General features: G+C 37.8%; 23 protein-coding genes. 8 read left to right on the top strand and 15 right to left on the bottom strand.

The window, feature by feature from the left end; genetic code table 11:
• The first annotated feature begins 155 nt into the window (after nt 1-155).
• Together cueO and hpt are read left to right on the top strand one after the other, a co-directional pair.
• Nucleotides 156-1,736, top strand: a complete 1,581-nt coding sequence (gene cueO, locus JEP36_RS11700; protein ID WP_198630228.1) for a multicopper oxidase CueO — start codon at nt 156-158, stop codon at nt 1,734-1,736.
• A 159-nt stretch (nt 1,737-1,895) separates the two neighbouring features.
• Entirely contained in the window at nt 1,896-2,438 is a 543-nt protein-coding gene (gene hpt, locus JEP36_RS11695) for a hypoxanthine phosphoribosyltransferase (RefSeq protein ID WP_151434361.1), read from the top strand.
• Nucleotides 2,439-2,494: 56 nt separating this feature from the next.
• Here the strand turns inward: hpt and JEP36_RS11690 are convergent, their stop codons facing one another.
• The 3 genes from JEP36_RS11690 to can all read right to left on the bottom strand — a co-directional run bounded on the left by JEP36_RS11690 (nt 2,495) and on the right by can (nt 4,019).
• The gene (locus JEP36_RS11690; protein ID WP_198619387.1) at nt 2,495-2,911 is read right to left on the bottom strand and encodes a helix-turn-helix domain-containing protein; all 417 of its coding nucleotides are present in this window, start codon (nt 2,909-2,911) and stop codon (nt 2,495-2,497) included.
• Nucleotides 2,908-3,219 carry a type II toxin-antitoxin system HigB family toxin gene (locus JEP36_RS11685; protein WP_198630227.1) on the bottom strand — a complete coding sequence of 104 codons (312 nt, stop codon included), beginning with the start codon at nt 3,217-3,219 and terminating at the stop codon, nt 2,908-2,910. Before JEP36_RS11685 ends, JEP36_RS11690 begins: the two co-directional genes overlap by 4 nt.
• 146 nt (nt 3,220-3,365) lie before the next feature.
• Complete coding sequence (gene can, locus JEP36_RS11680) at nt 3,366-4,019, bottom strand: carbonate dehydratase (protein WP_072070989.1); 654 nt, start codon at nt 4,017-4,019, stop codon at nt 3,366-3,368.
• Between the two features lie 848 nt (nt 4,020-4,867).
• On the opposite strand from can, the gene JEP36_RS11675 reads away from it, so the two are divergent.
• From JEP36_RS11675 to JEP36_RS11660, 4 genes are all read left to right on the top strand, one after another.
• Nucleotides 4,868-5,803, top strand: coding sequence for an ABC transporter ATP-binding protein (locus JEP36_RS11675; RefSeq protein WP_109371621.1), 936 nt, complete (start codon nt 4,868-4,870; stop codon nt 5,801-5,803).
• On the top strand, nt 5,800-6,570 hold the full coding sequence (locus tag JEP36_RS11670; RefSeq protein ID WP_109371619.1) for an ABC transporter permease: 771 nt from the start codon (nt 5,800-5,802) through the stop codon (nt 6,568-6,570). The genes JEP36_RS11675 and JEP36_RS11670 overlap by 4 nt, the downstream gene beginning before the upstream one ends.
• A 185-nt stretch (nt 6,571-6,755) precedes the next feature.
• Nucleotides 6,756-7,988, top strand: a complete 1,233-nt coding sequence (locus JEP36_RS11665) for an MFS transporter (RefSeq protein ID WP_198619388.1) — start codon at nt 6,756-6,758, stop codon at nt 7,986-7,988.
• An 87-nt stretch (nt 7,989-8,075) separates the two neighbouring features.
• Nucleotides 8,076-8,258: a DUF2526 family protein gene (locus JEP36_RS11660; RefSeq protein ID WP_198619389.1), complete on the top strand. Its 183-nt coding sequence runs from the start codon at nt 8,076-8,078 to the stop codon at nt 8,256-8,258.
• 100 nt (nt 8,259-8,358) lie between these two features.
• On the opposite strand, the gene htpX is transcribed toward JEP36_RS11660, so the two are convergent.
• From htpX to JEP36_RS11635, 5 genes are all read right to left on the bottom strand, one after another.
• A complete protein-coding gene (gene htpX / locus JEP36_RS11655) occupies nt 8,359-9,324 on the bottom strand; it encodes a zinc metalloprotease HtpX (protein WP_196532270.1) in 966 nt (321 codons plus the stop codon).
• A gap of 76 nt (nt 9,325-9,400) precedes the next feature.
• Nucleotides 9,401-9,961 (bottom strand): LemA family protein, encoded by a 561-nt coding sequence (locus JEP36_RS11650; protein WP_196532269.1) that lies wholly within the window; start codon nt 9,959-9,961, stop codon nt 9,401-9,403.
• 247 nt (nt 9,962-10,208) lie between these two features.
• The gene (locus JEP36_RS11645) at nt 10,209-11,027 is read right to left on the bottom strand and encodes a dimethyl sulfoxide reductase anchor subunit family protein (RefSeq protein ID WP_198619390.1); all 819 of its coding nucleotides are present in this window, start codon (nt 11,025-11,027) and stop codon (nt 10,209-10,211) included.
• A gap of 2 nt (nt 11,028-11,029) precedes the next feature.
• The gene (locus JEP36_RS11640) at nt 11,030-11,581 is read right to left on the bottom strand and encodes a 4Fe-4S dicluster domain-containing protein (RefSeq protein ID WP_198630226.1); all 552 of its coding nucleotides are present in this window, start codon (nt 11,579-11,581) and stop codon (nt 11,030-11,032) included.
• A gap of 2 nt (nt 11,582-11,583) precedes the next feature.
• Nucleotides 11,584-13,920 carry a molybdopterin-containing oxidoreductase family protein gene (locus JEP36_RS11635; RefSeq protein WP_198630225.1) on the bottom strand — a complete coding sequence of 779 codons (2,337 nt, stop codon included), beginning with the start codon at nt 13,918-13,920 and terminating at the stop codon, nt 11,584-11,586.
• A 229-nt stretch (nt 13,921-14,149) separates the two neighbouring features.
• Here JEP36_RS11635 and JEP36_RS11630 point away from each other — a divergent pair, with 229 nt between their 5' ends.
• Nucleotides 14,150-14,839, top strand: coding sequence for a helix-turn-helix domain-containing protein (locus JEP36_RS11630; RefSeq protein WP_198630224.1), 690 nt, complete (start codon nt 14,150-14,152; stop codon nt 14,837-14,839).
• A 64-nt stretch (nt 14,840-14,903) separates the two neighbouring features.
• Here JEP36_RS11630 and efeB read toward each other — a convergent pair whose 3' ends face one another.
• The 6 genes from efeB to JEP36_RS11600 form a co-directional block, all read right to left on the bottom strand.
• Nucleotides 14,904-16,169: an iron uptake transporter deferrochelatase/peroxidase subunit gene (efeB, locus tag JEP36_RS11625; protein ID WP_198630223.1), complete on the bottom strand. Its 1,266-nt coding sequence runs from the start codon at nt 16,167-16,169 to the stop codon at nt 14,904-14,906.
• On the bottom strand, nt 16,159-17,082 hold the full coding sequence (locus tag JEP36_RS11620; RefSeq protein WP_198630222.1) for an EfeM/EfeO family lipoprotein: 924 nt from the start codon (nt 17,080-17,082) through the stop codon (nt 16,159-16,161). The genes efeB and JEP36_RS11620 overlap by 11 nt, the downstream gene beginning before the upstream one ends.
• Complete coding sequence (locus tag JEP36_RS11615; RefSeq protein WP_198630221.1) at nt 17,072-17,908, bottom strand: FTR1 family iron permease; 837 nt, start codon at nt 17,906-17,908, stop codon at nt 17,072-17,074. Before JEP36_RS11615 ends, JEP36_RS11620 begins: the two co-directional genes overlap by 11 nt.
• A 2-nt stretch (nt 17,909-17,910) precedes the next feature.
• Nucleotides 17,911-18,258 (bottom strand): cupredoxin domain-containing protein, encoded by a 348-nt coding sequence (locus JEP36_RS11610; protein WP_088493623.1) that lies wholly within the window; start codon nt 18,256-18,258, stop codon nt 17,911-17,913.
• Between the two features lie 69 nt (nt 18,259-18,327).
• Nucleotides 18,328-18,885 (bottom strand): iron transporter, encoded by a 558-nt coding sequence (locus JEP36_RS11605; RefSeq protein WP_198630220.1) that lies wholly within the window; start codon nt 18,883-18,885, stop codon nt 18,328-18,330.
• A gap of 303 nt (nt 18,886-19,188) precedes the next feature.
• The gene (locus JEP36_RS11600) at nt 19,189-19,476 is read right to left on the bottom strand and encodes a helix-turn-helix domain-containing protein (protein ID WP_072063612.1); all 288 of its coding nucleotides are present in this window, start codon (nt 19,474-19,476) and stop codon (nt 19,189-19,191) included.
• A gap of 602 nt (nt 19,477-20,078) precedes the next feature.
• Here JEP36_RS11600 and gss point away from each other — a divergent pair.
• Entirely contained in the window at nt 20,079-21,956 is a 1,878-nt protein-coding gene (gss, locus tag JEP36_RS11595) for a bifunctional glutathionylspermidine amidase/synthase (protein ID WP_198630219.1), read from the top strand.
• 179 nt (nt 21,957-22,135) lie between these two features.
• On the opposite strand, the gene dsdC is transcribed toward gss, so the two are convergent.
• Entirely contained in the window at nt 22,136-23,080 is a 945-nt protein-coding gene (gene dsdC, locus JEP36_RS11590; RefSeq protein WP_109371592.1) for a DNA-binding transcriptional regulator DsdC, read from the bottom strand.
• Between the last annotated feature and the right edge of the window lie 8 nt (nt 23,081-23,088).

The raw sequence follows: 23,088 nt of genomic DNA, 5'->3' as shown, positions 1-23,088 counted from the left end.
GTTAAAAGTTTTGCAAAGACCTTCTATTTTGTTGGGTTTTAAATTGACCTTCCAGTAAGGGGAAACTTTAGCATCAGTAATAGTTTACAAAGCTTTTTTATTCATTTTATTTCGATAAATACATAATAACTTGTTTTTATTCAAAGGAATATATTATGCAACGTCGCGAATTTTTAAAATTAGGCGCCACATTAAGTGCTGTAACATTATTACCGAGCTGGAGTCGTTTTGCGTTTGCCCAAAGTAACACGCCTTCATTGGCTATTCCACCTCAAATTACCCCAGATGCTCAACAAAAGATTGTTCTTAATATTCAACAAGGTGTTTCTCAATTTATTCCGACGGCAAGTACAACAACTTGGGGTTATAACGGCAGTTTATTAGGGCCTGCATTGAAATTGAAACATGGTCAACCTGTCACTATTAATATCAATAACCAACTCCCCGAAACGACAACCGTTCACTGGCATGGGCTTGAAATTAGTGGCGAAGAAGATGGCGGCCCTCAAGCAACGATTGCACCTGGGAAATCTCGCACAGTGACTTTTACACCAAACCAAGTTGAATCAACGTGTTGGTTCCATCCTCATACGCATGGTGTAACAGGTCAACAAGTGGCTATGGGGTTAGGCGGATTAGTGATTATTGAAGATGATGAAACCGCAAGCCGAAAATTACCTAATCGCTGGGGCGTTGATGATTTACCTGTTATTTTACAAGATAAACGTTTAGATAGTGATGGACAAATTGATTATCAACTTGATGTAATGAGTGCGGCGATTGGCTGGTTTGGCGATATGATGTTGACCAATGGGGCGATCCAACCACAGCATATTGTGCCAAAAGGCTGGGTAAGATTACGATTCTTAAATGGATGTAATGCACGTAGCTTAAATCTGGCCACTAGTGATGGCAGACCCATGTATGTGATCGCCAGTGATGGTGGATTATTAGCAGAACCTGTAAAAGTGACAGAACTCCCTATTTTAATGGGAGAGCGTTTTGAGGTTTTAGTGGATACCTCAGATGGTCGTGATTTTGATATTGTCACTTTACCTGTACGTCAAATGGGCATGGTGTTAGCACCGTTTGATAATGTATTACCTGTATTACGTTTATTACCGTCAGCAGAAAAAGCACAAGGTACTTTACCCGATCAATTAGCATTAATTCCAGCATTACCAACCCTCAGTAACATTGCAACTCGTACATTACATTTACGTATGGATATGCGTTTAGATATGCAAGGTATGATGGCATTAACAGAGCGTTATGGTGATAAAGCATTAGCGGGCATTCATCATGGAATGAGTCATATGCGCCAAGGTAATGGCAATGGCATGATGGGCGGTGGAATGAATTGTGGTCATGGTAATGGAGATCTAGATATTTATACTGCTAATAGTATCAATGGTATTCCATTCTCAATGACAGAGCCTGCATTCGATGTGAAACAGGGTATTTATGAACGTTGGGTTGTTTCTGGTCGTGGTGACATGATGTTACACCCATTCCATGTGCATGGTACGCAATTCCGTATTTTATCTGAAAATGGTCGAGCACCAGAAAAACATCGCCAAGGCTGGAAAGATATCGTGAAAGTTGAAGGTCAATTTAGCGAAATTTTGGTGAAATTCGATCATTTAGCCACAAAAGCGCATCCATTTATGGCGCACTGCCATTTATTAGAGCATGAAGATACCGGTATGATGGCGGGTTTTACCGTTAGTAAATAATCAAACACTGTAAAAACCATTAATATCAGTAAGATAAACTGATGGAAGGCACAAGATTAATATTTTGTGTCTTTATTTTCATTAAATCAGATCATCGCATGATGAAGGAAGTTCTGGTACAATCGTTTGCTTTCCCCGTTAACCCAATCGAAATAAATCATGAAACATATTGTTGATGTCATGATCTCTGAAGAAGAGATCAAACAGCGTATTGCTGAGCTAGGTCGTGAAATCACAGAACATTACCGCCCACGTCAAGAACAACACGATCTTGTCTTAATCGGCTTGTTAAAAGGTTCTTTTATTTTTATGGCAGATTTATGTCGTGAAATTAATGTGAACCACGAAGTCGATTTTATGACTGTATCAAGTTACGGTAATGGTATGACGTCAACGCGTGACGTTAAAATCATTAAAGATCTCGATGAAGATATTCGTGGTAAAGATGTTCTGATTGTTGAAGATATTATTGACTCAGGTAATACCTTAAATCGCGTTAAAGAGATTTTAAGCTTACGTGAGCCAGCTTCTATTTCTATCTGTACTTTATTGGATAAACCATCACGCCGTGAAGTTGATGTACCTGTTGAATGGATTGGCTACTCCATTGAAGATAAATTTGTTATCGGTTACGGCATCGATTACGCACAACGTTATCGCCACCTGCCTTATATTGGGCATGTAACGTTATTAGATGAGTAATGAATTTACTTAAAATAGAAGTGAAAAACCCGCTGTAGGCGGGTTTTTTGTTGGTCTTATTTAATAAAAATAGATACAGGTAAATTAAATCGAGCTGCTAGTTTTTTAATATGTTCTAGCGTGAGATTACGTTCACCATTTAAAATGCGGCTTACATAAGAGCGCGAACCTAATTCTTCTTTAAAATCAGTGGTGTTTAATTGATATTGCTCCATTAATGTACGCAAAACAGCAATGGCATCATCACATTGATTTAGTCTTGCATTGAATGCTCTAAATTCAGGAGCACTATTCTCATATTCATCAATTTTATGACAAAGCATATCAATTAAAGGATTATCTGGGTCGTGTTCTACTAAGTATTCAACTAATTTGACACCTTCTTCATAGTCTTTACGAGATTGGCTACGACCAAGAATAGGAACTATATTGACTAGGCTATTAGCAGCCTTAATTGCATCAATAATCATCATTCTTTTGTTCTCCGATAGTAATCAATGAGTTTATCGTATTCAGCATGAGTAGAAATATGTTTTACAAATATTTTGTCGCGTTCAAAATCTGCAAAGAATAGGATCCTTAGCGTATTTCCACCAATATTGATAACCCACCATTTTTCTCTATATTTCATTCTATCTAAACTTGGGAAGATTTTTTTTAATGCTTCAGGTGTTTGATAAGTATTCTGCTTTAGCGTTCTGTAAGTATCAGTAAGTGATTGAGTACAATTGGGGAAACGTGTAGATGCTAAATCAAAAGGCTCTCGTGATATTACGTGCATTCCCTGTCCCTTGCTTCCTATTTGACAACAGCATAGCACTCTTTTTCGGTGTTGCCAAATAGGCAACTTCATATTTTTAATATATGAAAAAGCCCTAATATTATTTTAAATATCAAGGCTTCTAATGACTTTTTATGGTGAGTAAATTAACGCGGATGGCTTAATTTTGCCATCGCTTGGCGATACGAAAGTTCAAGTTTTTCACGACTATCAGAAGTGACATCAAGGTCGTGTAGCTCACCGTTATTTAAACCGTAAACCCAACCGTGGATCATCACTTTTTGTCCGCGTTTCCACGCTGCTTGCATGATCGTCGAGTGACCAAGGTTGTACACTTGTTCGATAACGTTTAGCTCACAAAGTAGGTTTAATCTATCATGTGGTGCCAGTTCACCTAACATGGAACTGTGCTTGTACCAAATATCGCGGATATGCAGTAACCAGTTATTGATAAGACCTAATTCAGTGCCTTCAATCGCTGCTTCAATACCACCACAACCATAGTGACCACAGACAATAATGTGTTCAACTTGTAATACATCAACTGCATATTGGATCACAGAAAGACAGTTTAAATCAGTGTGGATCACTAAGTTTGCGACATTACGATGAACAAAGAGGTCACCAGGTGCTGCGTTAATTAATTTTTCTGCTGGAACGCGGCTGTCAGAGCAACCGATCCATAAAAAGTGAGGTTTTTGACCTTTACAGAGATCTTTAAAAAACTGAGGGTTTTCTTCAGTAACAGATTCTGACCATTGCTTGTTATTGGCTAACAGCTCTTCAATTTTTCTCATCATGACGTGACTGCCTGTAAATTCGGTTTCCCACCATTTGCGCTGACAGTACGCCAACACGAAATAGCTCTTGTGTTATTGTTGGATGCGAGAGATCCGTTAAGAAAGGGTATTTTTATACCATTACTTTTGAATTAATCAGAGGGCTTTTTAAAGCCAAGTGACAGATAATTGCTTGTATTTTTTCGCGTTCAAATAAGATAGATCTTTTTATAGCATTTGTTTAATGAATTTATCAATACATTCTTTGATGTAAATCAAATGTATAAAAAGATAACTGTTTGTTAAGCCTACTGTTGTATTATTCAAAAATAGACACTTATAAATATTATATAAATAAATTTAATGATTATGATTATTGGTTTTATTTTTATACTGAAAGCATAAATGATAAAAAATAAAGAACATCATTGATTGAGGTAATGAATGGCGAGATAATATTCATCAGTAAACTTGAGAAACAAAGGCAATAATTTTATTGGTATCAATTAGGCTAAATGATTGCACTAAGGGATAAATTTATTAAAACATCAGAATATCAGTAAGAAATAAAAGAACCTTGAGCCTTGATTGCTAATTTACATTCTCTTCAGGTCTTATTCTTTGTTATTAAAATAGTTAAAAAATATTTATTTATTCGTTTGTGTCATAAACCCTAAAACGGTTTATTTACGACCTTATTTTCTCTAGAATATCCTTATTCCATTTTGATCTTATTGAACTAAGCCTATTTTCTGAATTGAAGCGTGTGAGCAATGCTTAGCATTAGCAAGGTTTAGTTGAATAGCTATTTTCTGATTTCAGCTCAGTCAATGCTGAATAATGCAGTTGATAAAAGGTAATTCCCACTTATGACGTATGCATTGGAGTTAACGGAGTTAACGAAAACTTATCACAATGGCGTAAAAGCGCTAAAAGGTATTAATCTCACCGTTGAGGCTGGCGATTTCTATGCTTTATTAGGTCCTAATGGTGCGGGTAAATCGACCACGATTGGTATTATTAGCTCTTTAGTCAATAAGAGTAGCGGCAAAGTAAAAGTGTTTGGTTATGACACCGATACCGATATGGTAAATGCAAAACGCCAGTTAGGATTAGTGCCACAAGAATTCAATTTCAACCCGTTTGAAACCGTATTACAAATTGTTCTCAACCAAGCGGGTTATTATGGCGTGCCTCGTAAATTAGCATTAGAACGTGCCGAAATTTACTTAACTCAGCTAGATTTATGGGAAAAACGTGATGATAGAGCACGTTTTTTATCGGGGGGGATGAAGCGCCGTTTAATGATTGCGCGTGCATTAATGCATCAACCGAAATTGCTTATTCTTGATGAACCTACCGCGGGTGTTGATATTGAATTACGCCGCTCAATGTGGACGTTTTTAAAACAATTAAATGCTGAAGGTACCACCATTATTTTAACGACTCACTATTTAGAAGAAGCAGAAATGCTGTGTCGGAATATTGGTATTATTCAACGTGGTGAGCTGGTTGAAAATACCAGTATGAAAGGTTTATTAAGTAAATTAGAGTCTGAAACATTTATTTTAGACTTAGCACCTAAAAGCCCATTACCTGAATTACAAAATTATCAATATCGCTTGGTTGATACATCTACTTTAGAAGTCGATGTTAAAAGAGAACAAGGATTAAACAGTGTTTTTGCTCAACTTAATGCACAAGGTATTCAAGTGTTAAGTATGAGAAATAAAGCCAATCGTCTTGAAGAATTATTTGTTCATTTAGTGAATGAAGATCATACAGTAGAAGGAGAGAGGGAATGATTCAGCTGTATTGGGTAGCCCTCAAAACAATTTGGATTAAAGAAGTCACCCGTTTTGGTCGTATTTGGGTGCAAACATTAATTCCACCAGTGATAACAATGTCTCTCTATTTTGTTATTTTCGGGAACCTAATTGGTAAACGAATTGGCGATATGGGGGGCGTAGATTATATGCAGTTTATTGTTCCTGGCCTGATTATGATGGCAGTAATAACAAACTCTTATGCCAATGTTTCCTCTTCCTTTTTTGGTGCTAAATTCCAACGTAGCATTGAAGAATTATTAGTTTCACCTGTTCCAACGCATGTTGTTATTGCGGGCTTTGTCGGTGGGGGTGTTGCTCGTGGTATTTGTGTTGGAGTATTAGTGACGGTAGTTTCACTCTTTTTTGTACCATTGGAAATACACTCTTGGACAATGGTCGTCGTGACATTACTGATGACCTCAATTGTGTTTTCACTCGCGGGGTTATTAAATGCGATTTTTGCGAAAACCTTTGATGATATTAGTATTATTCCAACTTTTGTTTTAACACCATTAACCTATTTAGGCGGTGTGTTTTACTCACTGTCACTCTTGCCTGAATTCTGGCAAGGTGTATCTAAATTAAACCCGATTGTTTACATGATCAGTGGTTTCCGTTATGGTTTTCTGGGCATTACTGATGTCTCTTTAACAGTGACGATTAGCGTACTGTGTCTTTTCATTGCTGTGTTTTATGTTATTGCATGGTATTTAATTGAAAAAGGTCGTGGTTTAAGAAGCTAATCAAAAAAACACGATCGATAGTTATAAAGTTTGAAATCGGTATCTTAATTAGAGATACCGATTTTTTTTAGCTATTTTTTCAGCATAAATGTTAATTTTTATTTAAATAATGACTTCGCTATTAACAAAATGGTTTTTCTTGTTTAGTGTACTAAACACTTTGATGGGGATGGAAAGGAAATGTAATGACAACGGCAAGCCAAACAGGCAAAGCGCCTGAGGCAATCTCTCGTAATAAACTTTTATGTATTGCAGGTATGGGATGGACTTTTGATGCAATGGATGTGGGACTATTGGCTTTTTTACTCACAGCATTAAAAGAAGATTGGGGATTAACCGCATCGCAATTGGGTTGGATTGGTAGTGTAAACTCAATTGGTATGGCCGTAGGCGCTTTTGTATTTGGCATTATGGCGGATAGAAAAGGGCGAAAGCCTGTTTTCATCTTCACATTGCTATTGTTTAGCTTAGGTTGTGGATTAACGGCATTAGCAAGCTCTTTAATGGTCGTGCTTGTTTTACGCTTTTTTATTGGTATGGGATTAGGTGGGGAATTACCCGTTGCTTCAACACTTGTCAGTGAAAGTGTTGAAACCCACGAACGAGGTCGTATTGTTGTTTTACTCGAAAGTTTTTGGGCGGTAGGTTGGCTAATTGCGGCTCTGATTGCGTATTTTATTATCCCTGATTATGGCTGGCGTATGGCAATGCTATTAAGCGCATTACCTGCGGTATATGCCCTTTATCTACGTTCAAAATTACCTGAGCCTGTATCTCCTCACACTTCACAGAAAAAAACACGCTTATCTATTCGCCAATCAATGGCATTGATTTGGTCACCTCAATATCGTCGTTCAACATTAATGTTGTGGATATTATGGTTTTGTGTGGTCTTCTCTTATTACGGTATTTTCTTGTGGTTGCCTAGTGTCGCTATGTTAAAAGGCTTTAGTTTAATTAAGAGCTTTCAATACGTGCTTATTATGACATTAGCGCAGTTACCCGGTTATTTTACGGCAGCTTGGTTAATTGAGCGCTATGGGCGAAAGTTTGTTTTAGTGACTTATTTAGCTGGAACAGCCATTAGTGCTTATTATTTCAGTGTGGCTGACTCTACTGCAACATTGCTTATTTTCGGGATGTTGTTATCGTTCTTTAATTTGGGGGCTTGGGGGGCTTTATATGCTTATACACCAGAACAATACCCCGATGGAATTCGGACAACGGGTGCCGGAACAGCAACTGCAATAGGGCGTATTGGTGGAATATTAGGACCTTTAATGGTGGGATATTTGGTTCAATATCAATTTGAAATAAGCTCAATATTTCTGATATTCAGTTTTTCGATTGTAATTGGAATATTAGCGGTGATGTTATTGGGGCAAGAGACAAAAAATAAGCCACTTAACTCAATTTAGTCATGCTTTGTGCGACTAAAAATATAGAATTTCTCTTTCTTGTAATATGATAGCAGTTAAGATTTTTATGAGAAAAAGGAAATAACGATGTCTCATTATGATGAGGTGGTTAAACAGGTTGATGATGCTATTGCCACAACCAGTATTCAAACCATGAATGAACTTTTAGTGGAATTAGGTAAAGATAAAACGATTGAGTTTCCACAGCGTTATGAGCAACAAGAGCGTTTACGTACGGCTATTTTCCATCACGGTGAAAAATATCGTTAGTCGGACTGTTGCTAAGAAATAAGAATTAAAAAGCGTTTTCACCTGTTTATCAATATGGTGAAAACGCTTTTTTCTTTTTACTACATTGTATCAACATGAATTAAAACGTCTTTCGACCTTCTAGCACTGCGATCCTATTTTCAATGGAGGGATGCGTTGAGAAAAACGAATCTCCTTTATTAAAAATAAAGGCTGCTTTACGATAAGCACGTCCCGTCGAACCATCTTCAAAATTTTCAGTGTCATGTTGTGCTGAAATTTTCTTTAATGCATTAATCATCGCTTGATTATCTTGGGTTAAATCAACCGCAGCGGCATCTGCCATATATTCACGAGTACGGGACAAATAGAAATAGAGCACCTGTGTAATGATCGGCAACACCAAGTTTAGAATAATTAAAATGAGTCGTGCTTTACTTGCTGCATCATTACTTTTACCACCACGGTTACCAGAGGCAATATATAAGCGGCTACCAAAGATATTTGTTACCGTCAGAATAACGTTAGCTAATATACCAACATATAACGTTAGTCGTGAATCACCATGAATAATATGCCCTGTTTCATGCGCTAATACTGCTTGTACTTCTTGGCGATTAAGGCGATTTAATAAGCCTGTTGTTACACCAATAAAGGCGTTTTTCTCAGACCAACCCGCTGCGAAGGCATTCGCTTCTGGTGTATCAAGAAGATAGAGTTTAGGAATGTAGCCAAGAGTTGCACTTAAGCTAAGCTCTTCAACAATATTAAGGAGTTGGCGCTCTTGTGCATTTAAAGTGTCATCAGGGCTAATTAATCGCGCATTCATTCCCGTGAGCATAATTTTATGCCCTTTAAAATGAATAAAGATAAGCAATAAAATCGAGATGGCGAGAATAATTAATGTTGCAATAGGGAGCGTTTTGAAAGTCAGAAATGCCAACATATTATCAGTAAGATCTAAATAAGGATTGGCTCCAATAGCAGTATCCACCAGCAAACCGATCATAAGCATTAAGAGTAAATATGTTGCTATAACAAAACGAGTTCGAATAGCATTTTTTCGTAGAACATTTCTGAAATCCATTAGTGACTCCAAACAGCACCGTTAAGTGCTGTTTTTATCAATCTAGAAGTAATAAGTATCTCTTATCACTATCAAATTAATCGAAATTAATGCGGCGTGCTTCTTCTGCTTTAATGGTTTCTTCATCAAGGCGCCAGTACTCTTTATCAATAACAAGGCTTGGGAAAATTTTGACGATAAATACCGCAGGAATAGAGGCGATGAAAGCACGGTATTGCTCTAAAGTACGGTTGTAACCGCGCTTTGCAAAAGAGAGTTTATTTTCTGTTGAAACAATCTCTTCTTGTAAATTCGCCATGATAGTGTCGGATTTTAATTCAGGGTAATTTTCAACCGCGACATTAATGGCACCACTTGAGACAATTTTTGATAACTCATCTTCAGCCGCTTTGGCTTCTTTGGTATTTGCGCTTTGAGATTGTGTTCTTAATTCAGTTATTTTAGTAAATACTTCAGACTCATGACTAAGGTATTTTTTAACGGTGGCTAATAAGCTATCAAACACTTTGCCACGACGATCTAATTGCACTGAAATTTCAGTCTCACTTGAGATAACCGCTTCACGCATAGAGATAATACGGTTGTAATAATAAAAAATAAGACCTAATAACGCGATGGTAATAATTAATCCAGTCATGTGAAGCGCTCTCTTTTCTAATAGTAAACAGGGAATTGTGCTAAATTATTAATGTTAATTTTGCCTACTATTGATAAAGATAGCCAGATGATTATTTCAACAAAGATAAAAAGAGTACTGATAAGGTAAAATCAATAATATGGGCGAGATGAAAAAATACCCCGAATAAATTCGGGGCAAAATGAAAAGTAATGCTAGGTTAAATAAGCAAGCTAACTAAGCTATTTAACCTAGAGAGATAACATACTTAAAACCAAGGTGCTTGCGCCATTACATTGCCATAAAACAACATTCTTCCTGTAATTTCGCCACTAAAAAGCATCAAAATAGCGATAATAGAGAGCGATGTTTTGCTAAATGAAGCACTATGAGACAACGTAATAATACAAATACCCATAATCAGACTAGCAATGACTTGCCACCATAATAATAGGCTTGCTACATCTGCACCGAGTACTTGTGCTCTCATAACTAATCCCACAAGTACTAATAATGCGCCGATTAACGTCCCTATTTTTAATGAATTGCTAATGGTTTTACCTTGTAAACGTAACCAAGGGATCATCGAGCCAAAGCCAAGCAACAAGGCTGTACCAATAAAGCTAATTTGTGTTGCTGGTGTATGCCATAACGGGTGTGCCTGCATTTGGTAATAGATTTGTGCCGTAACCAAAATAACAGGCAAACCAATAACGCCACAAAATAAGCCAAGTAGGCTATTACGGCGGATGGCATGAGGTTGTACCCAACTGGCTAATGCCCATAATGAAATCAATCCATTTAGCATCACGAAGGCAATAGCTTCGCGACTTAACCAAGAGTGAGCGATACCTAATACAGAACGATAAGCGCCAAGTGGATCACCCAAATGCCCCATCGACATTGAGGAGCCAACAACTTCAATTAGCCAAATTAGTGCAATCGTTGTTCGTAACGCTTTGGTATTTAATATCGCTGAGTTTTGTGTCTGGTTTTGCCATTGATACAGTGAAAGTGCTAATACGGCACCAATGCCCCACTGACTCATCACCGTAAACAGGACTAACGGCAGTTGATAATCATGCATGATTAATCCTCCATACCAATAATGACAATATTAGGATTACTGATGGTGTGATCAGGAACGCCATAGCGTTTTTCCAATAAAGTCCAATTTGTTGTATGTTTTTTACGTAAATCTTCAATGTCACCAAATTCGATGGCACTCGTAGGGCAAGACTCGACGCAACGTGGTTTCAAGCCTTCATCCAGTCTATCTGCGCACATGTTGCATTTACTGGTTTTGCCTTCAACGGGATCATAAACGGGTGCATTATAAGGACAGGCCATAATACACATCTGGCAACCAATGCATTTGTCATGATCTTGCACGACAATACCATCCTCACGTTTGGTATAAGTGTCAGCTGGACAGACTTTTAGGCATTGTGGATCATCACAATGGTTACAAGACATAGTAATAAAGGCTTGTGCATTAGGTTGATCTTCGTTGAATTCACGAACACGACGCCATAGCACACCGGATGGTGTTACGTTTTCAGATTTACATGCCATAGAGCAGGTGCGGCAACCGTAGCAATCTTTGGTATTTATCAGAAAACCATACTGTTTCTTCGCCATGATCATGCCTCCCGTCTTACGTTAACTAAGGTGCTATTACAGCAATGACCATTACCTAAAGGCTCTACGTGATCATTGGTGACATGGCTACTACTTCCGCCTTGTTGCTCCCACCATCCATTGTCTAATGAGATAACACCTTGCTTAATGTGAGTGGTCACAACGGCAATCGCGCGGTGTTCACCTCGATCATTAAACGCGATAGCCCATTCACCATTTTTAATACCGCGAGCTAAGGCATCATTAGGATGGATAAGAATATTCGGCTGATTACGCTGTACTTCTAAGATCCATTCATTCATACCATGACTGGAGTGAACACTACGGGCAAGTTTGCGTTGTACCGCCATAAGAGGATACTTTTGGGCAAGTTCAGGTGAGCCTTTTATCGATTCTTTTACTGGATAATAGGTGACAATAGGGGAGTAATTTTTTCCCTGCCACTCTTCAATAAAGAAGTGCGCTTTTTTCGTTGAAGTTCGGAACATACCATCTTTAAATGGGATCCAATCGCCTTCAACTGGGCGTACTGGGCCTTTTTCAAGCATTTCACGAGTAATGCCAGAGCCTTTTAGGCAAGCATCAATGTAATGTTCGATAGGCTGATTAAAGACTTCACCAAAGCCAAAACGCTCAGCAAGGCGAGCAAAGATCCAATAATCAGGTTTTGCTTCTCCTGGTGGCTCAACGGCTTTTTCCATTAATTGCACATACTGACTACGAACACCCGCCATTAAACTGGTATCTTCAAAAATAGTGGTAACAGGAAGCACAAGGTCGGCATAAAGTGCCGTGGATGACATCAAGTTATCTGCGACAACAACAAAAGGTACTTTTTTCAGTGCATTACGCACCATATTTGTGTTAGGAAGTTGCGTCATCACCCCCATTGTCATGATCCACCAAAAGTTAATTGGGTGTGGTCTTTCATTGACAATCCAATCACCGACTTTTGCAACAGGGATTGGTTTAATGGGTTTTGCATTAGGTGCTGGTGGAATAATCGGGCTAAATTTCGCCATTTGACGAGCACCGCCCGCATCACAAACTCCTGCGCCTTTTTTACCGATATTGCCGGTTAATAAGGCGAGATAAAACTGGCTTGCTGCGACATAAGCACCAAACTCTGTTCGTTGAGCGCCTGACATATTTTGCACAATCATCGCTGGTTTGGTGGTGGCATAATCGCGAGCTAAACGAATGATCGTTTCTTTTGGAATATCCGTTTCTTGGCTGGTTTTTTCGATAGTCCAAGGTTGTGCTTGTTGATAAATTTGCTCAAAAACTGTCACATAGTCAGCATTAGCAGGCAGTTCATCATGAGTTAACGCAGGAACAATATTCGCTGTTTCATGGTGAACAAGTTGCTGACTTAATGTATCAAAAACCAGATAGCTATCTTTATCATCATCAGATTGGCGTAATAGTTTTTGTTGTGAGTCAACAAGGTAAACGGCACCGGTATGCGCCCGTAAAAAAGGTTTATCAGTGAGATTTTCTTCAATGATAATTTTGATCATTCCTAAAGCGAGTGCGGTATCTGTACCAGGTACAATAGGGATCCATTCATCGGCTTTAGCCGCAGTTTCATTAAAGCGAGGATCAATAACCACCATTCTGGCGCCATTTCGGCGAGCTTGGTTGTAGTTTTTAAAATAGGCTTGCATAGTGACTGCTGGGTTATTACCCCAACAAAGAATATAGCGACTATCTTTTACCGTATCTCGAGTATCTGCATAGCGTAGACCCACCATTGGGATCATCGCTGCGGTTACAGCAGAACAGCATAAAGAGCCAGCTTGTTTTGTGGAGCCTCCTAAGTAATCGAAAAACGCTTTACCCATATCGTTTTTAATCGAGTCCATATTGCCTGCATGAGTGGAGATAAATAGCCCCTCATTGCCAAACTTATCAATGGTTTCTCTGATATTCTTTTCAATAAGATCAAGCGCTTCATTCCAACTGATCGGTTTAAAGTCGGCTTTCCCTTTTTCGCCAACACGTAATAAAGGTGTGGTTAAACGATCTTTATGGTATACCCACTTAGTTCGGCTCATACCACGCAAACAGCATTTCACATTAAAGCCTTCAGTGGCTTCAACTTTGATAAGTTGCCCATTATGTGTAAAAGCTGTTAGGTTACAGTGCAAACATTCCATCGCACAGGTTGAACGAAAGGTTTTATATTCGGATAATTTGATCCGTACTTTTTGGTTATATATGGGTTTATTTTCATTAACTAGACTGAACGCGTTAGGAGAAAGAGCGGCCACGCCAATAGCGCCCATTCCTTTTAACAACGTTCTTCTATTTAATTCCCATTTTTGATTTTTAGACATAGACATTCTCACGCACAAGAAAAGTTAACTATATAAACTCAATTCATATATAGTTAACCTTGAGTTAGATCATCTAAAAATAGACAAAGAAAATAATCGATAGAAAATGATTAAAAAGCCCTATTTAAAATAAGGTTTTAGTGAAATAAACTAGTAAAAATGACAAAAAAAGAATAATGGGATATCGTCATAAAGCAAAGTAAATAACGAATAGGTGTGAAGAAAATAAATGCAGAATTCTCAAGGAGTTAACTCGGTTGATATCGCTATTACCATTCTCGAATTTATTGCGTCGAATGGGGGTATTGCCCGATCGTCAGATATTGCAAAAGCCTGTTCGCTTTCAAAAAGTCGCTTACATAAGTATTTAGTTTCACTTTGTCGCTCAGAAATGCTGTATCAAGAAAGTGAAGGAAGCCAGTATTGTTTGGGCCGTAAAATTCTTTTTTTAGCGCAGGCAACGCCAAAACCACAATCCTTTGTGGATGAGATTAATCAGCTATTATGTGAGTTCAGAGACGAACATAATATGTCTACGGGATTGGTGATATCTCAAGGTAATCAACTGTTTTTAACACGTTACAACCGTAGCTTTAAACATGTTGATATCGATTTTTTGCCTGATACTCCTGTTCCTCATAAAATTAGTGCCGCGGGTGCTGTTTTTGCCACCTTTAGTGATTTGATGATTGAAGCAGATTTATCACAAAAGCAGCAAAATACTATTCGCCAACAAGGTTTTGCTATTCGTCAGGAGCCTGCTGATGGTATTCCTGGCGCACAATCTATTTCATGTCCTGTATTTAATAAAAAAGGGGAAATGGTGGCGGCAGTATTGACGATGGGATTTATTGAACCTGAAAGGCAAGTGGAGCTAGGCAATGCATTAAAAGCAAAAATGGCGCATTTCTCCCATTAATTTGCTAAAGAACGTATTTAGGCACTTTTGCATTAAAAGCAAAGTGCCTAAAATCGTGTGTTGATTAATCGAATAGTCCTTTTGCCAGAATGTCGCCTTCTTGTGAAACACCAGGTAAGACGAAGTAATATCCACCGCCAAAAGGTTTGATATAACGCTCTAAGGGTTCACCATCTAAACGTTTTTGGGTATCAATAAACCCTTTTTTAAGGTTATTTTGAAATGAGATAAAGATCAGCCCCATATCTAGTTGACCTGAAGGCGTTAATCCTAATGAGTAGCTATAACTACGTCGGCGTAATTTTGCACTGTAACGTTCTGGATTTCTTGGTTCAGCTCGTCGCATATGAGAATCAAATAGCACTCTGTCACCGTGGGGATCTTTTTCAAATTGAGGATCGTCCATCTCTTGCTTCATACCTATTGGTGCACCCGTTGAGCGATGGCGCCCAAAGTTATTTTCTTGATCTTCAAGCGGTGTTCTATCCCAAAATTCCAAAGCAAAACGAATAAGGCGAACAGCTTGATAACTTCCACCTAAACACCACTGTGGCTCTTTTTGTTTCTCAGTGATCCAAACAAGATCATCCATCAAACTATTATCTGAAGAAGGGGCGTTGCCCGAGCCATCTTTAAAGCCAAAAAGATTAATAGGTGTTTGTCGATTATCGATATCACGAGAAGGAAGAAAGCCATCGATTTTCCATACAGCATAAACCTTCCCTGACAGATGTTTTAAAATATCTCTTAACGCATAAATTACACTTTCTGGGCTATTCGCACAAAGTTGCAGTAATACATCGCCACCACACCATTTAGGATCGAGTCGGTCATTAGGAAAGGGTTTCATGGGCTCTAAGCGCTTAGGTTTTTTAGCTTGAAAACCAAAACGGCTATCAAAAAAACTATCACCTAAAGCAACGGTGACGGTTAATTCATCAGGGTGTAATTGTGTTCCTAAAATACCAGATTCAGCAGGGGGAAGATGCGGGTTAGCCCTTTGTTGAAGTTCTCTGGGTTGAGTTAAAAATGCAATTCGTTGTGTCAGTGTTGTAAATACTCTTTTTATATCATCGGCGTTTGTTACTGTCAGATTAAGTGCAATCAATGAGGCATGTTTTTGTTCTGGCGTAATAACACCCGCTTGATGTTTACCTAAATAGGCAATAGCGCGCTGATAACGAGGTATTGAAGAAGCGCTTTGTTTTTCTACTGCTTTCGCTCCTATACTGGCGAGTAATAGACTCCCTCCTAACCATTTTAACGTTGTACGTTTATTTAGGTTAACAGGATTTTTTGATAGCGATTTAAAGAGAGTTTTATTTTTCATCACTTGCTTCTTTATAGTGATAGTAAACATCAATATTGAGCGTGCTACGCAAGTTTGCCACTTGCTCTGCTAATTGTGTCACTTGAGAAAAAAGCCAACTTTTTTCTGTTGCAGGAAGCGCGGTTAAAGGCTGGAATAGACCTTCATCGCGCTGATATTTTAAAAGCAGAGCACCTATATCGTCATATTGTTTGATAAGCAGTTGATATTCTGTCGTTGGAATATGATTAGATAAGATCTCTACGATTAAGCGCGATCCAGATAAATTGGCATAACTATCACCCAGATCGCTGTTTGAATATTGATTTTCAATACCAGCGAGTTTGTCAGTTAAAATAAACTCTAAGCTATCACCCGCAGATTGAACCAATTTAGGAATAGGAATATCTTCAATCGCGACACGTTTTTTTAAGTCACTAATGCCTCTTAAAAGGGCTTTTGCTGATTCGGTGGCTTTTTGAAGATCTTTTAATTTAAACAGTTGATATTCAACTAAATGAAATCCTGAAAAACGAGGTGAATTTTCTCTTTCAAGAAAGAAATCGGCTCGATTATTCAATAAACGTTCGCTTGTACCAAAAAGGGCAATAATAGGGCGGATCACTTCATAATGATAATGTGCTTGTTGATAAGCATTTTGTGCATTAATAAGCTGATTTTTTTCACTATTTTCGATTAATTTATCGAGCGATTTTTCAACTAGCGTTAATTGTTCAACAGCCTTTTCTCGGTAATTTAAAATATCGGTTTCAAACTTTTTAGGAGTGGGGATATCCCCTTTGGCAATAACGACATTGTCGCTATCTTGAATAATACCCTGAATAATTTTTTCGGCATAAATAGGAAAAGAAAACAACAAGATAAATAGAAAAATGGTGATCTTTTTACTTAACAACTTTACATTATTTAGCATGGCGAGCGCCTCGTTTAAATAACAGTGCTACACCCACCCAATACACAATAAATGTCACGACGCTTAAACCAATGGGTTGAGAGCGATAAGCAAAAAACGAGACTAAAAAATTACCAAAGACACTGGAATCATCAAGAATATGGCTAATATCCCAAAGTGGATAAATAAAGAAATCAGGTAATTCAAAATCCATTTCAATCAGTAGATTTGCAATTTCTTCTACGGCTTTTAATAACAGAGAAACGGCAAGAAATAGTAATAAAAATCCTGTTACGGTAAAGAAATAGCGCCATGAAATAACTTTTGAAGTCAGCAAAAATAGCCATAGTGTGAATGCAGCGACAAGTAAGCCAATAAAGACCTCAATAAAGAAAGGTAGTGCTGTTTGTGCATTGAGAGCCATAATATGGCTAGAGAGGAATACCACGACTTCGCTGCCTTCTCTGGCAATCGCAATGGCAATAATCAATAAAATACCCCATGCACTTTGTTGCTGTGTTTTTTGGGTGAGTTCATTTTCTATATTTGCTTTTAATGATTTTCCTTGCCCATTCATCCAATAAACCATCTGCACAATAAGTACACAAGCGAGGATCTCCATTGCGATCATAAATAGAGATTGCCACATATCTTCGAGTGAGCTAAATACGCCATAAATACTTAGCGCTAGAATAATGGCAAGAAATAACCCAAATACCACGCCACCCCATAAATATTTCATACCTTGTTGTGGTGTTGGTGAACGTTTTATCCACGCATAAATAATGCCTACCACTAATAGCGCTTCAAAACTTTCTCGCCAAACAACAAACAGAACTTGTCCCATAATTACTCTGCCTTTTCAGTTGCAACAATTTCACCTTGAGGATGAGAAAGGTGAAAATCATCAAAGAAGGTGTAACGGCCTGGTTTTAGTGGTGCGATTACAACGACAGAATTGGCGCCCGGTGCTAATACTTTTTCTTTACGTAGCTGTGTACTTTCAAATTCAACAGGGCTAGTGCCTGTATTACGAATTTTTATTCTAATAGGTGTTTTAGCGGGGACTTCAAGTACTTGGGGAATAAGTTCGCCATCTTTCATTTCTAATTCAACGGTGTATTTCTCTGCTGCAAAAACAGAGGATGTCACCATTAACAGTAGTAATAATGTATATTTAGAGAGAGTTTTGATCATCAGCGTTTCACTTAAAAAAAGAGAAAAAGGATAAATCCAAAGGGTTGGATTTATCCGTTATCAAGCTAATTAGTAACTGCCTTTACGACCGGTACCGCTATAGGTGAAATCCCATGACACTTCAAAGGGTTCAAACCAAGGTGAAACACCTGTTTCTTTATCGATATGGCGACCAAAAGCGATATTTTTGTTGTATGAAGGCGGGTAAATTTTATAGGTCACGTTATATTGACCATTCCCGTCTAGTTTCAGGTTTTCACCATAGTGAGGGCCATCGTTGGCAACCATCGCCATAAATGTACCTTGTTGTTTTTTCGCAGGCGCGTCGGATTTTGTTACGGTGTATTCGATGGTGAGGTAAGGGATCCAATCACCCTCAGCAAATCCATTCGGATTATCTTCCGTAGCATGAATATCTGCTTCTAAATGGATATCTGCCTTATCAGCAGCCAAGTGATTCATCGCATGATGACCTTCTTCGGTATCCATTGTGATAGGTTGGAGATAAACCCCTTGAATTTCCATACCATTTTTAAGAATAGGATGACCAACTGGATACTCGACAGCGAGAGCGGACGCAGAAAGAAATGAGAGTGCAGTGAGAGAGAGTGCATAGCGATATTTCATGTTTAACCCCTATTATTGAATGATAATTGTTATTATTCTTAATAAGGTTAACATAATTTGTATTAGAAATAGGAGATAATCTATACGAAAAATATCGCTTAAGTTGGCAGGGAAGTCAGTGAAAATAGTGATAACGTTTTCTTTTATAAAAGAAAAAAATTTGTTGTTCTGAAAGAAATATATGAATGGGATTAATAATTCTAGGTAATAATACTCAATGAAATCATCTAATTAAGAATGATATATGGAAATCTTATTTATCATAATAAGAAGATAAAATAGAAGACTTCCATATTAAGAATATTAAATTTGACTTTGAGCACTCCAAAACTGTTTGGACTGTGTCAGCGCCACAGCTGAAACTTGCTCTTCATTTGGTGGGAGGAAAAATGCAGGAGTGACTTTTAGCTCTTGTGCAATATGAAAGAGCATATCAACATCAATCTTACATAGCCCATTCTCATAACGTGAAAATTGTTGCTGGCTAATACCGACTCGTTCCGCGACAACTTTTGCTGACAAGCGAAGTTGCTGGCGTTGTTTACGAATTTTATGCCCAATAATTTGAGAAATGGGATAAATCTTTGACATTAGTGACCTCATTCTTCCTATCAACCACCAATAATATCCAATAAATTGAATATTAAGTTTCCGTGATGGATCTTCAAAATAAACAAGCACTCCAGCTTGAATGAGTCAAATCCATACTACTGTGTTATCGGTTAATTGGATGAATTATTTATACCCGTTACGTTATAAGATGATATTAATTTTCATTAAACTATTTTGAGATCTTTCTTTTTTCTAGCAGGATAATCGAGGATTTTTTGATAAGCAGTGCTATATATTGCCTAAACACCATTTATTCTGTTATTTATGCTCGCATTTATGATTAATAAAGAGTAAATAATGCAATCACAATAAAAAAGATAAAGCCCTCTTTGACTGTATTTATACTCGAAAATACCTTTTATAGGCTTTTTATAATGGGTTATTTTTGAGTTTTTTTTTATCTCGCTGCGATTTCCCTTCTTAAAATAGCGTCAAACCCAAACAATAATTTTCATTTTATTTTTATTTATAAAATTACATTCACATCTAATAGTCTACGGCGTTAAGATTGTTATCTATAATACTTAGGCAAATTATAAGTATTGCAGGGTAATTATCTATTTATCGTCAAGGTCGAGATTATGAATGTAAAAGATATCATTCGTCATGAACCATTTGGAACATTGCTAGGCTATGCGCCTGGTGGTGTCGCGATTTACTCTTCAGATTACAGCAGTATTGATAAAGAAGACTATGCCGCTAATGATTCATTCCGTAGTTATATTGGTAATGAATATATGGGGCATAAGTGGCAGTGTGTTGAGTTTGCTCGCCGTTTTCTCTATTTACATTATGGAACTGTATTTACTGATGTGGGAATGGCTTATGAGATATTCTCGCTGCGTTTTTTACGCAAAACCATAAATGACGATATATTGCCATTACAAGCCTTTGCCAATGGTAGTAAACAGTCGCCAGCAGTGGGTGCTTTGCTGATTTGGCAAGAAGGTGGTGAGTTTAAAGTAACAGGGCATGTTGCGGTTATTACTGAAGTGCTTGAAGATAAAATTCGTATTGCGGAACAAAATGTTATCCACACTCGATTACCTGCTGGGCAACAGTGGACTCGAGAATTACCGCTTAAAGTGACGGATAATGGTTACTTTATTCAAGATGCTTTTGATAATACAACTCTATTAGGTTGGATGATCCAAACAGAGCCTAATGCTTATAGCCTTCCTCAACCTAAAATTGCGCCTGAACTGTTAGCCATTCATGCGGAAAAACTTGAGAATAAAGGCCAGTTGGATGGCAAATGGTTAGATGAAAGTTCACCGCTAGAAAAAGCGTATGTCGTCGCACAACACGGTCATATCATCAATCAAGATAGCTATGAATATTTCACCATTTCAGAAAGTGCAGAGCAGGAACTTATTCGTGCAAGTAATGAAATGCATTTGATGTATTTGCATGCAACTGAAAAAGTGTTGAAAGACGATAATCTACTGCGTTTATTCGATATTCCTGAAGTGTTGTGGCCTCGTATTCGTTTGTCATGGCAAAACAGACGCCATCAAATGATCACGGGACGATTAGATTTTTGTATGGATGAACGTGGTGTCAAAGTTTATGAATATAATGCTGACTCTGCCTCTTGCCATACCGAAGCTGGCTTAATCATCGAGAAATGGGCACAGAAAGGTGGAATTAAAGAGGGTTTTAACCCTGGTGAACGCTTACTTGATGCATTAGCGGATGCTTGGAAACACTGTGATGCAAAACCTTTTGTGCATATTCTTCAAGATGATGATAGTGAAGAAGATTATCACGCTCTCTTTATGCAACAATCACTGAATCAAGCAGGTTATAACAGTAAAATTCTACGTGGATTAGATGAACTTCATTGGAATAGTCGTGGTCAATTGATTGATGCAGACAAGCGGGTTGTTGAATGTGTTTGGAAAACATGGGCTTGGGAAACAGCATTAGACCAACTAAGAGAAGAGAGTGAACAACAAGCACTGATCCCTATTCGTACTGGGCATCCTGAAGGCGAAGTCCGCTTGGTCGATGTGCTTTTACGTCCTGAAATTACCGTTTTTGAACCTCTTTGGACACTTATTCCTAGTAATAAAGCGATTCTACCTATTTTATGGCAATTGTTCCCTGATAATCCTTATTTGTTAGATACTGATTTCACAGTGACACCTCGTCTTGCACAAAGTGGTTATGCGGTTAAACCGATTGCAGGTCGTTGTGGTAGTAACATTGGTTTAGTCGATCATAAAGATAATGTGTTAGATGAAACCAGTGGTCAGTTTGATCATCAAGAAAATATTTACCAAGAATTATGGTGTTTACCAAAAGTGGCAAATCGTTATATCCAAGTTTGCACCTTTACAGTGGGCGGGCATTATGGCGGTTGTTGTTTACGTTCAGACCCAACTCTAGTTATTAAAAAAGAGAGTGATATTGAACCTTTAATTGTGATTGAAGATAAACACTTTCTAGCTAAATAAGATCATAGACGTTTAGAATTAATAAACGATAGACCCGCCTAATTGGCGGGTTTATTTTAATAAAGAATATTCTCAGTGATATGTTTTCTATTTGCGACGATTAAACCTGCATATTTTGCAATAGCGACGATCTGTTGTGTTGAAAAGGTCATCTCTTTCATCGGATTTTCCTTAGAAAATTACATTCTTTCCTTGATTTGTTTTTTCAGCCACTGAATGAAAAGCTGTACTTTAGCATTATTTTTTTCATTTCGAGTGACGAGGTAATAACGCTGAGCACAAAAAAGCTCACTATTATCAAAAGGAATAATTAATTCTTTATTAGCCAGTTGTTTTTGCACTAAACGTTTTCTTCCCATCGCCACTCCTGAGTGGTTAACCGCAGCAATAACAGCAAGATCAGAGCGGTCAAAACAGATATTGCTACGATTAGGAAAAAGTGAAAGCCCCATATATTCACTCCAAGCTCGCCATTCGTCGAAATCAGAGTTATTACTCCAAGCTTGCCTATCATGCAGTAAGGTGCAATTGGATAGATGATGAATATTACCAATAAGCTCATGTTTTTTAGCATATTCAGGGCTACATACGGGAATAATAGATTCTGAAATTAAATCTTCGCAATAAAGATTTTGTAGTTGTTTATCATCAAAATAAATCGCCAGATCAATGCCATAACCTCGAAAGTTAATATCATCATTTCCTGTGAGTAGATTTAATTCAATAGAGGGATAACGTTCAGTAAAATCTGAAATAAGAGGAACTAGCCAACATTGGGCAATAGAAGGTCGTGAATAAACGGTGAGAATGCCTGAGACTTCTTGGTTATGAATATCTAAAATTTCTTGGTTAATATCTTCTAGCGTTTTTTTAAGCGCCCAATAAATTCGTTCACCTTCTTCTGTTAACTCTATTCGGCGATGAAAGCGGTCAAATAGCTTGATACCTAATTCTTCTTCTAACGTATTAATACGATGACTAATAGCACTTGGCGTTAAGGACAGTTCTTCTGCTGCTAAAGCGAATGAAAGGTGGCGACCTGTTGCTTCAAAAGTGTGAAGTCTTGCTAATTGATAACTAGATAATCGTTTATTTCTTAAAATCACGCTAGAAGATTCAAACATTCTTTTAT

Origin of the sequence: Proteus sp. PR00208 (genome assembly GCF_016238545.1) — a bacterium.
In the GTDB taxonomy this organism is placed as follows: domain Bacteria; phylum Pseudomonadota; class Gammaproteobacteria; order Enterobacterales; family Enterobacteriaceae; genus Proteus.
Note: the sequence above shows the minus strand (reverse complement) of the source record. Positions and strands in the feature narration are given on the sequence as shown.

Coding starts and splice junctions, on each gene's coding strand:
- cueO (WP_198630228.1), top strand. CDS start 156: ATGCAACGTCGCGAATTTTTAAAATTAGGCGCCACATTAAGTGCTGTA.
- hpt (WP_151434361.1), top strand. CDS start 1,896: ATGAAACATATTGTTGATGTCATGATCTCTGAAGAAGAGATCAAACAG.
- JEP36_RS11690 (WP_198619387.1), bottom strand. CDS start 2,911: ATGATGATTATTGATGCAATTAAGGCTGCTAATAGCCTAGTCAATATA.
- JEP36_RS11685 (WP_198630227.1), bottom strand. CDS start 3,219: ATGCACGTAATATCACGAGAGCCTTTTGATTTAGCATCTACACGTTTC.
- can (WP_072070989.1), bottom strand. CDS start 4,019: ATGATGAGAAAAATTGAAGAGCTGTTAGCCAATAACAAGCAATGGTCA.
- JEP36_RS11675 (WP_109371621.1), top strand. CDS start 4,868: ATGACGTATGCATTGGAGTTAACGGAGTTAACGAAAACTTATCACAAT.
- JEP36_RS11670 (WP_109371619.1), top strand. CDS start 5,800: ATGATTCAGCTGTATTGGGTAGCCCTCAAAACAATTTGGATTAAAGAA.
- JEP36_RS11665 (WP_198619388.1), top strand. CDS start 6,756: ATGACAACGGCAAGCCAAACAGGCAAAGCGCCTGAGGCAATCTCTCGT.
- JEP36_RS11660 (WP_198619389.1), top strand. CDS start 8,076: ATGTCTCATTATGATGAGGTGGTTAAACAGGTTGATGATGCTATTGCC.
- htpX (WP_196532270.1), bottom strand. CDS start 9,324: ATGGATTTCAGAAATGTTCTACGAAAAAATGCTATTCGAACTCGTTTT.
- JEP36_RS11650 (WP_196532269.1), bottom strand. CDS start 9,961: ATGACTGGATTAATTATTACCATCGCGTTATTAGGTCTTATTTTTTAT.
- JEP36_RS11645 (WP_198619390.1), bottom strand. CDS start 11,027: ATGCATGATTATCAACTGCCGTTAGTCCTGTTTACGGTGATGAGTCAG.
- JEP36_RS11640 (WP_198630226.1), bottom strand. CDS start 11,581: ATGGCGAAGAAACAGTATGGTTTTCTGATAAATACCAAAGATTGCTAC.
- JEP36_RS11635 (WP_198630225.1), bottom strand. CDS start 13,920: ATGTCTAAAAATCAAAAATGGGAATTAAATAGAAGAACGTTGTTAAAA.
- JEP36_RS11630 (WP_198630224.1), top strand. CDS start 14,150: ATGCAGAATTCTCAAGGAGTTAACTCGGTTGATATCGCTATTACCATT.
- efeB (WP_198630223.1), bottom strand. CDS start 16,169: ATGAAAAATAAAACTCTCTTTAAATCGCTATCAAAAAATCCTGTTAAC.
- JEP36_RS11620 (WP_198630222.1), bottom strand. CDS start 17,082: ATGCTAAATAATGTAAAGTTGTTAAGTAAAAAGATCACCATTTTTCTA.
- JEP36_RS11615 (WP_198630221.1), bottom strand. CDS start 17,908: ATGGGACAAGTTCTGTTTGTTGTTTGGCGAGAAAGTTTTGAAGCGCTA.
- JEP36_RS11610 (WP_088493623.1), bottom strand. CDS start 18,258: ATGATCAAAACTCTCTCTAAATATACATTATTACTACTGTTAATGGTG.
- JEP36_RS11605 (WP_198630220.1), bottom strand. CDS start 18,885: ATGAAATATCGCTATGCACTCTCTCTCACTGCACTCTCATTTCTTTCT.
- JEP36_RS11600 (WP_072063612.1), bottom strand. CDS start 19,476: ATGTCAAAGATTTATCCCATTTCTCAAATTATTGGGCATAAAATTCGT.
- gss (WP_198630219.1), top strand. CDS start 20,079: ATGAATGTAAAAGATATCATTCGTCATGAACCATTTGGAACATTGCTA.
- dsdC (WP_109371592.1), bottom strand. CDS start 23,080: ATGTTTGAATCTTCTAGCGTGATTTTAAGAAATAAACGATTATCTAGT.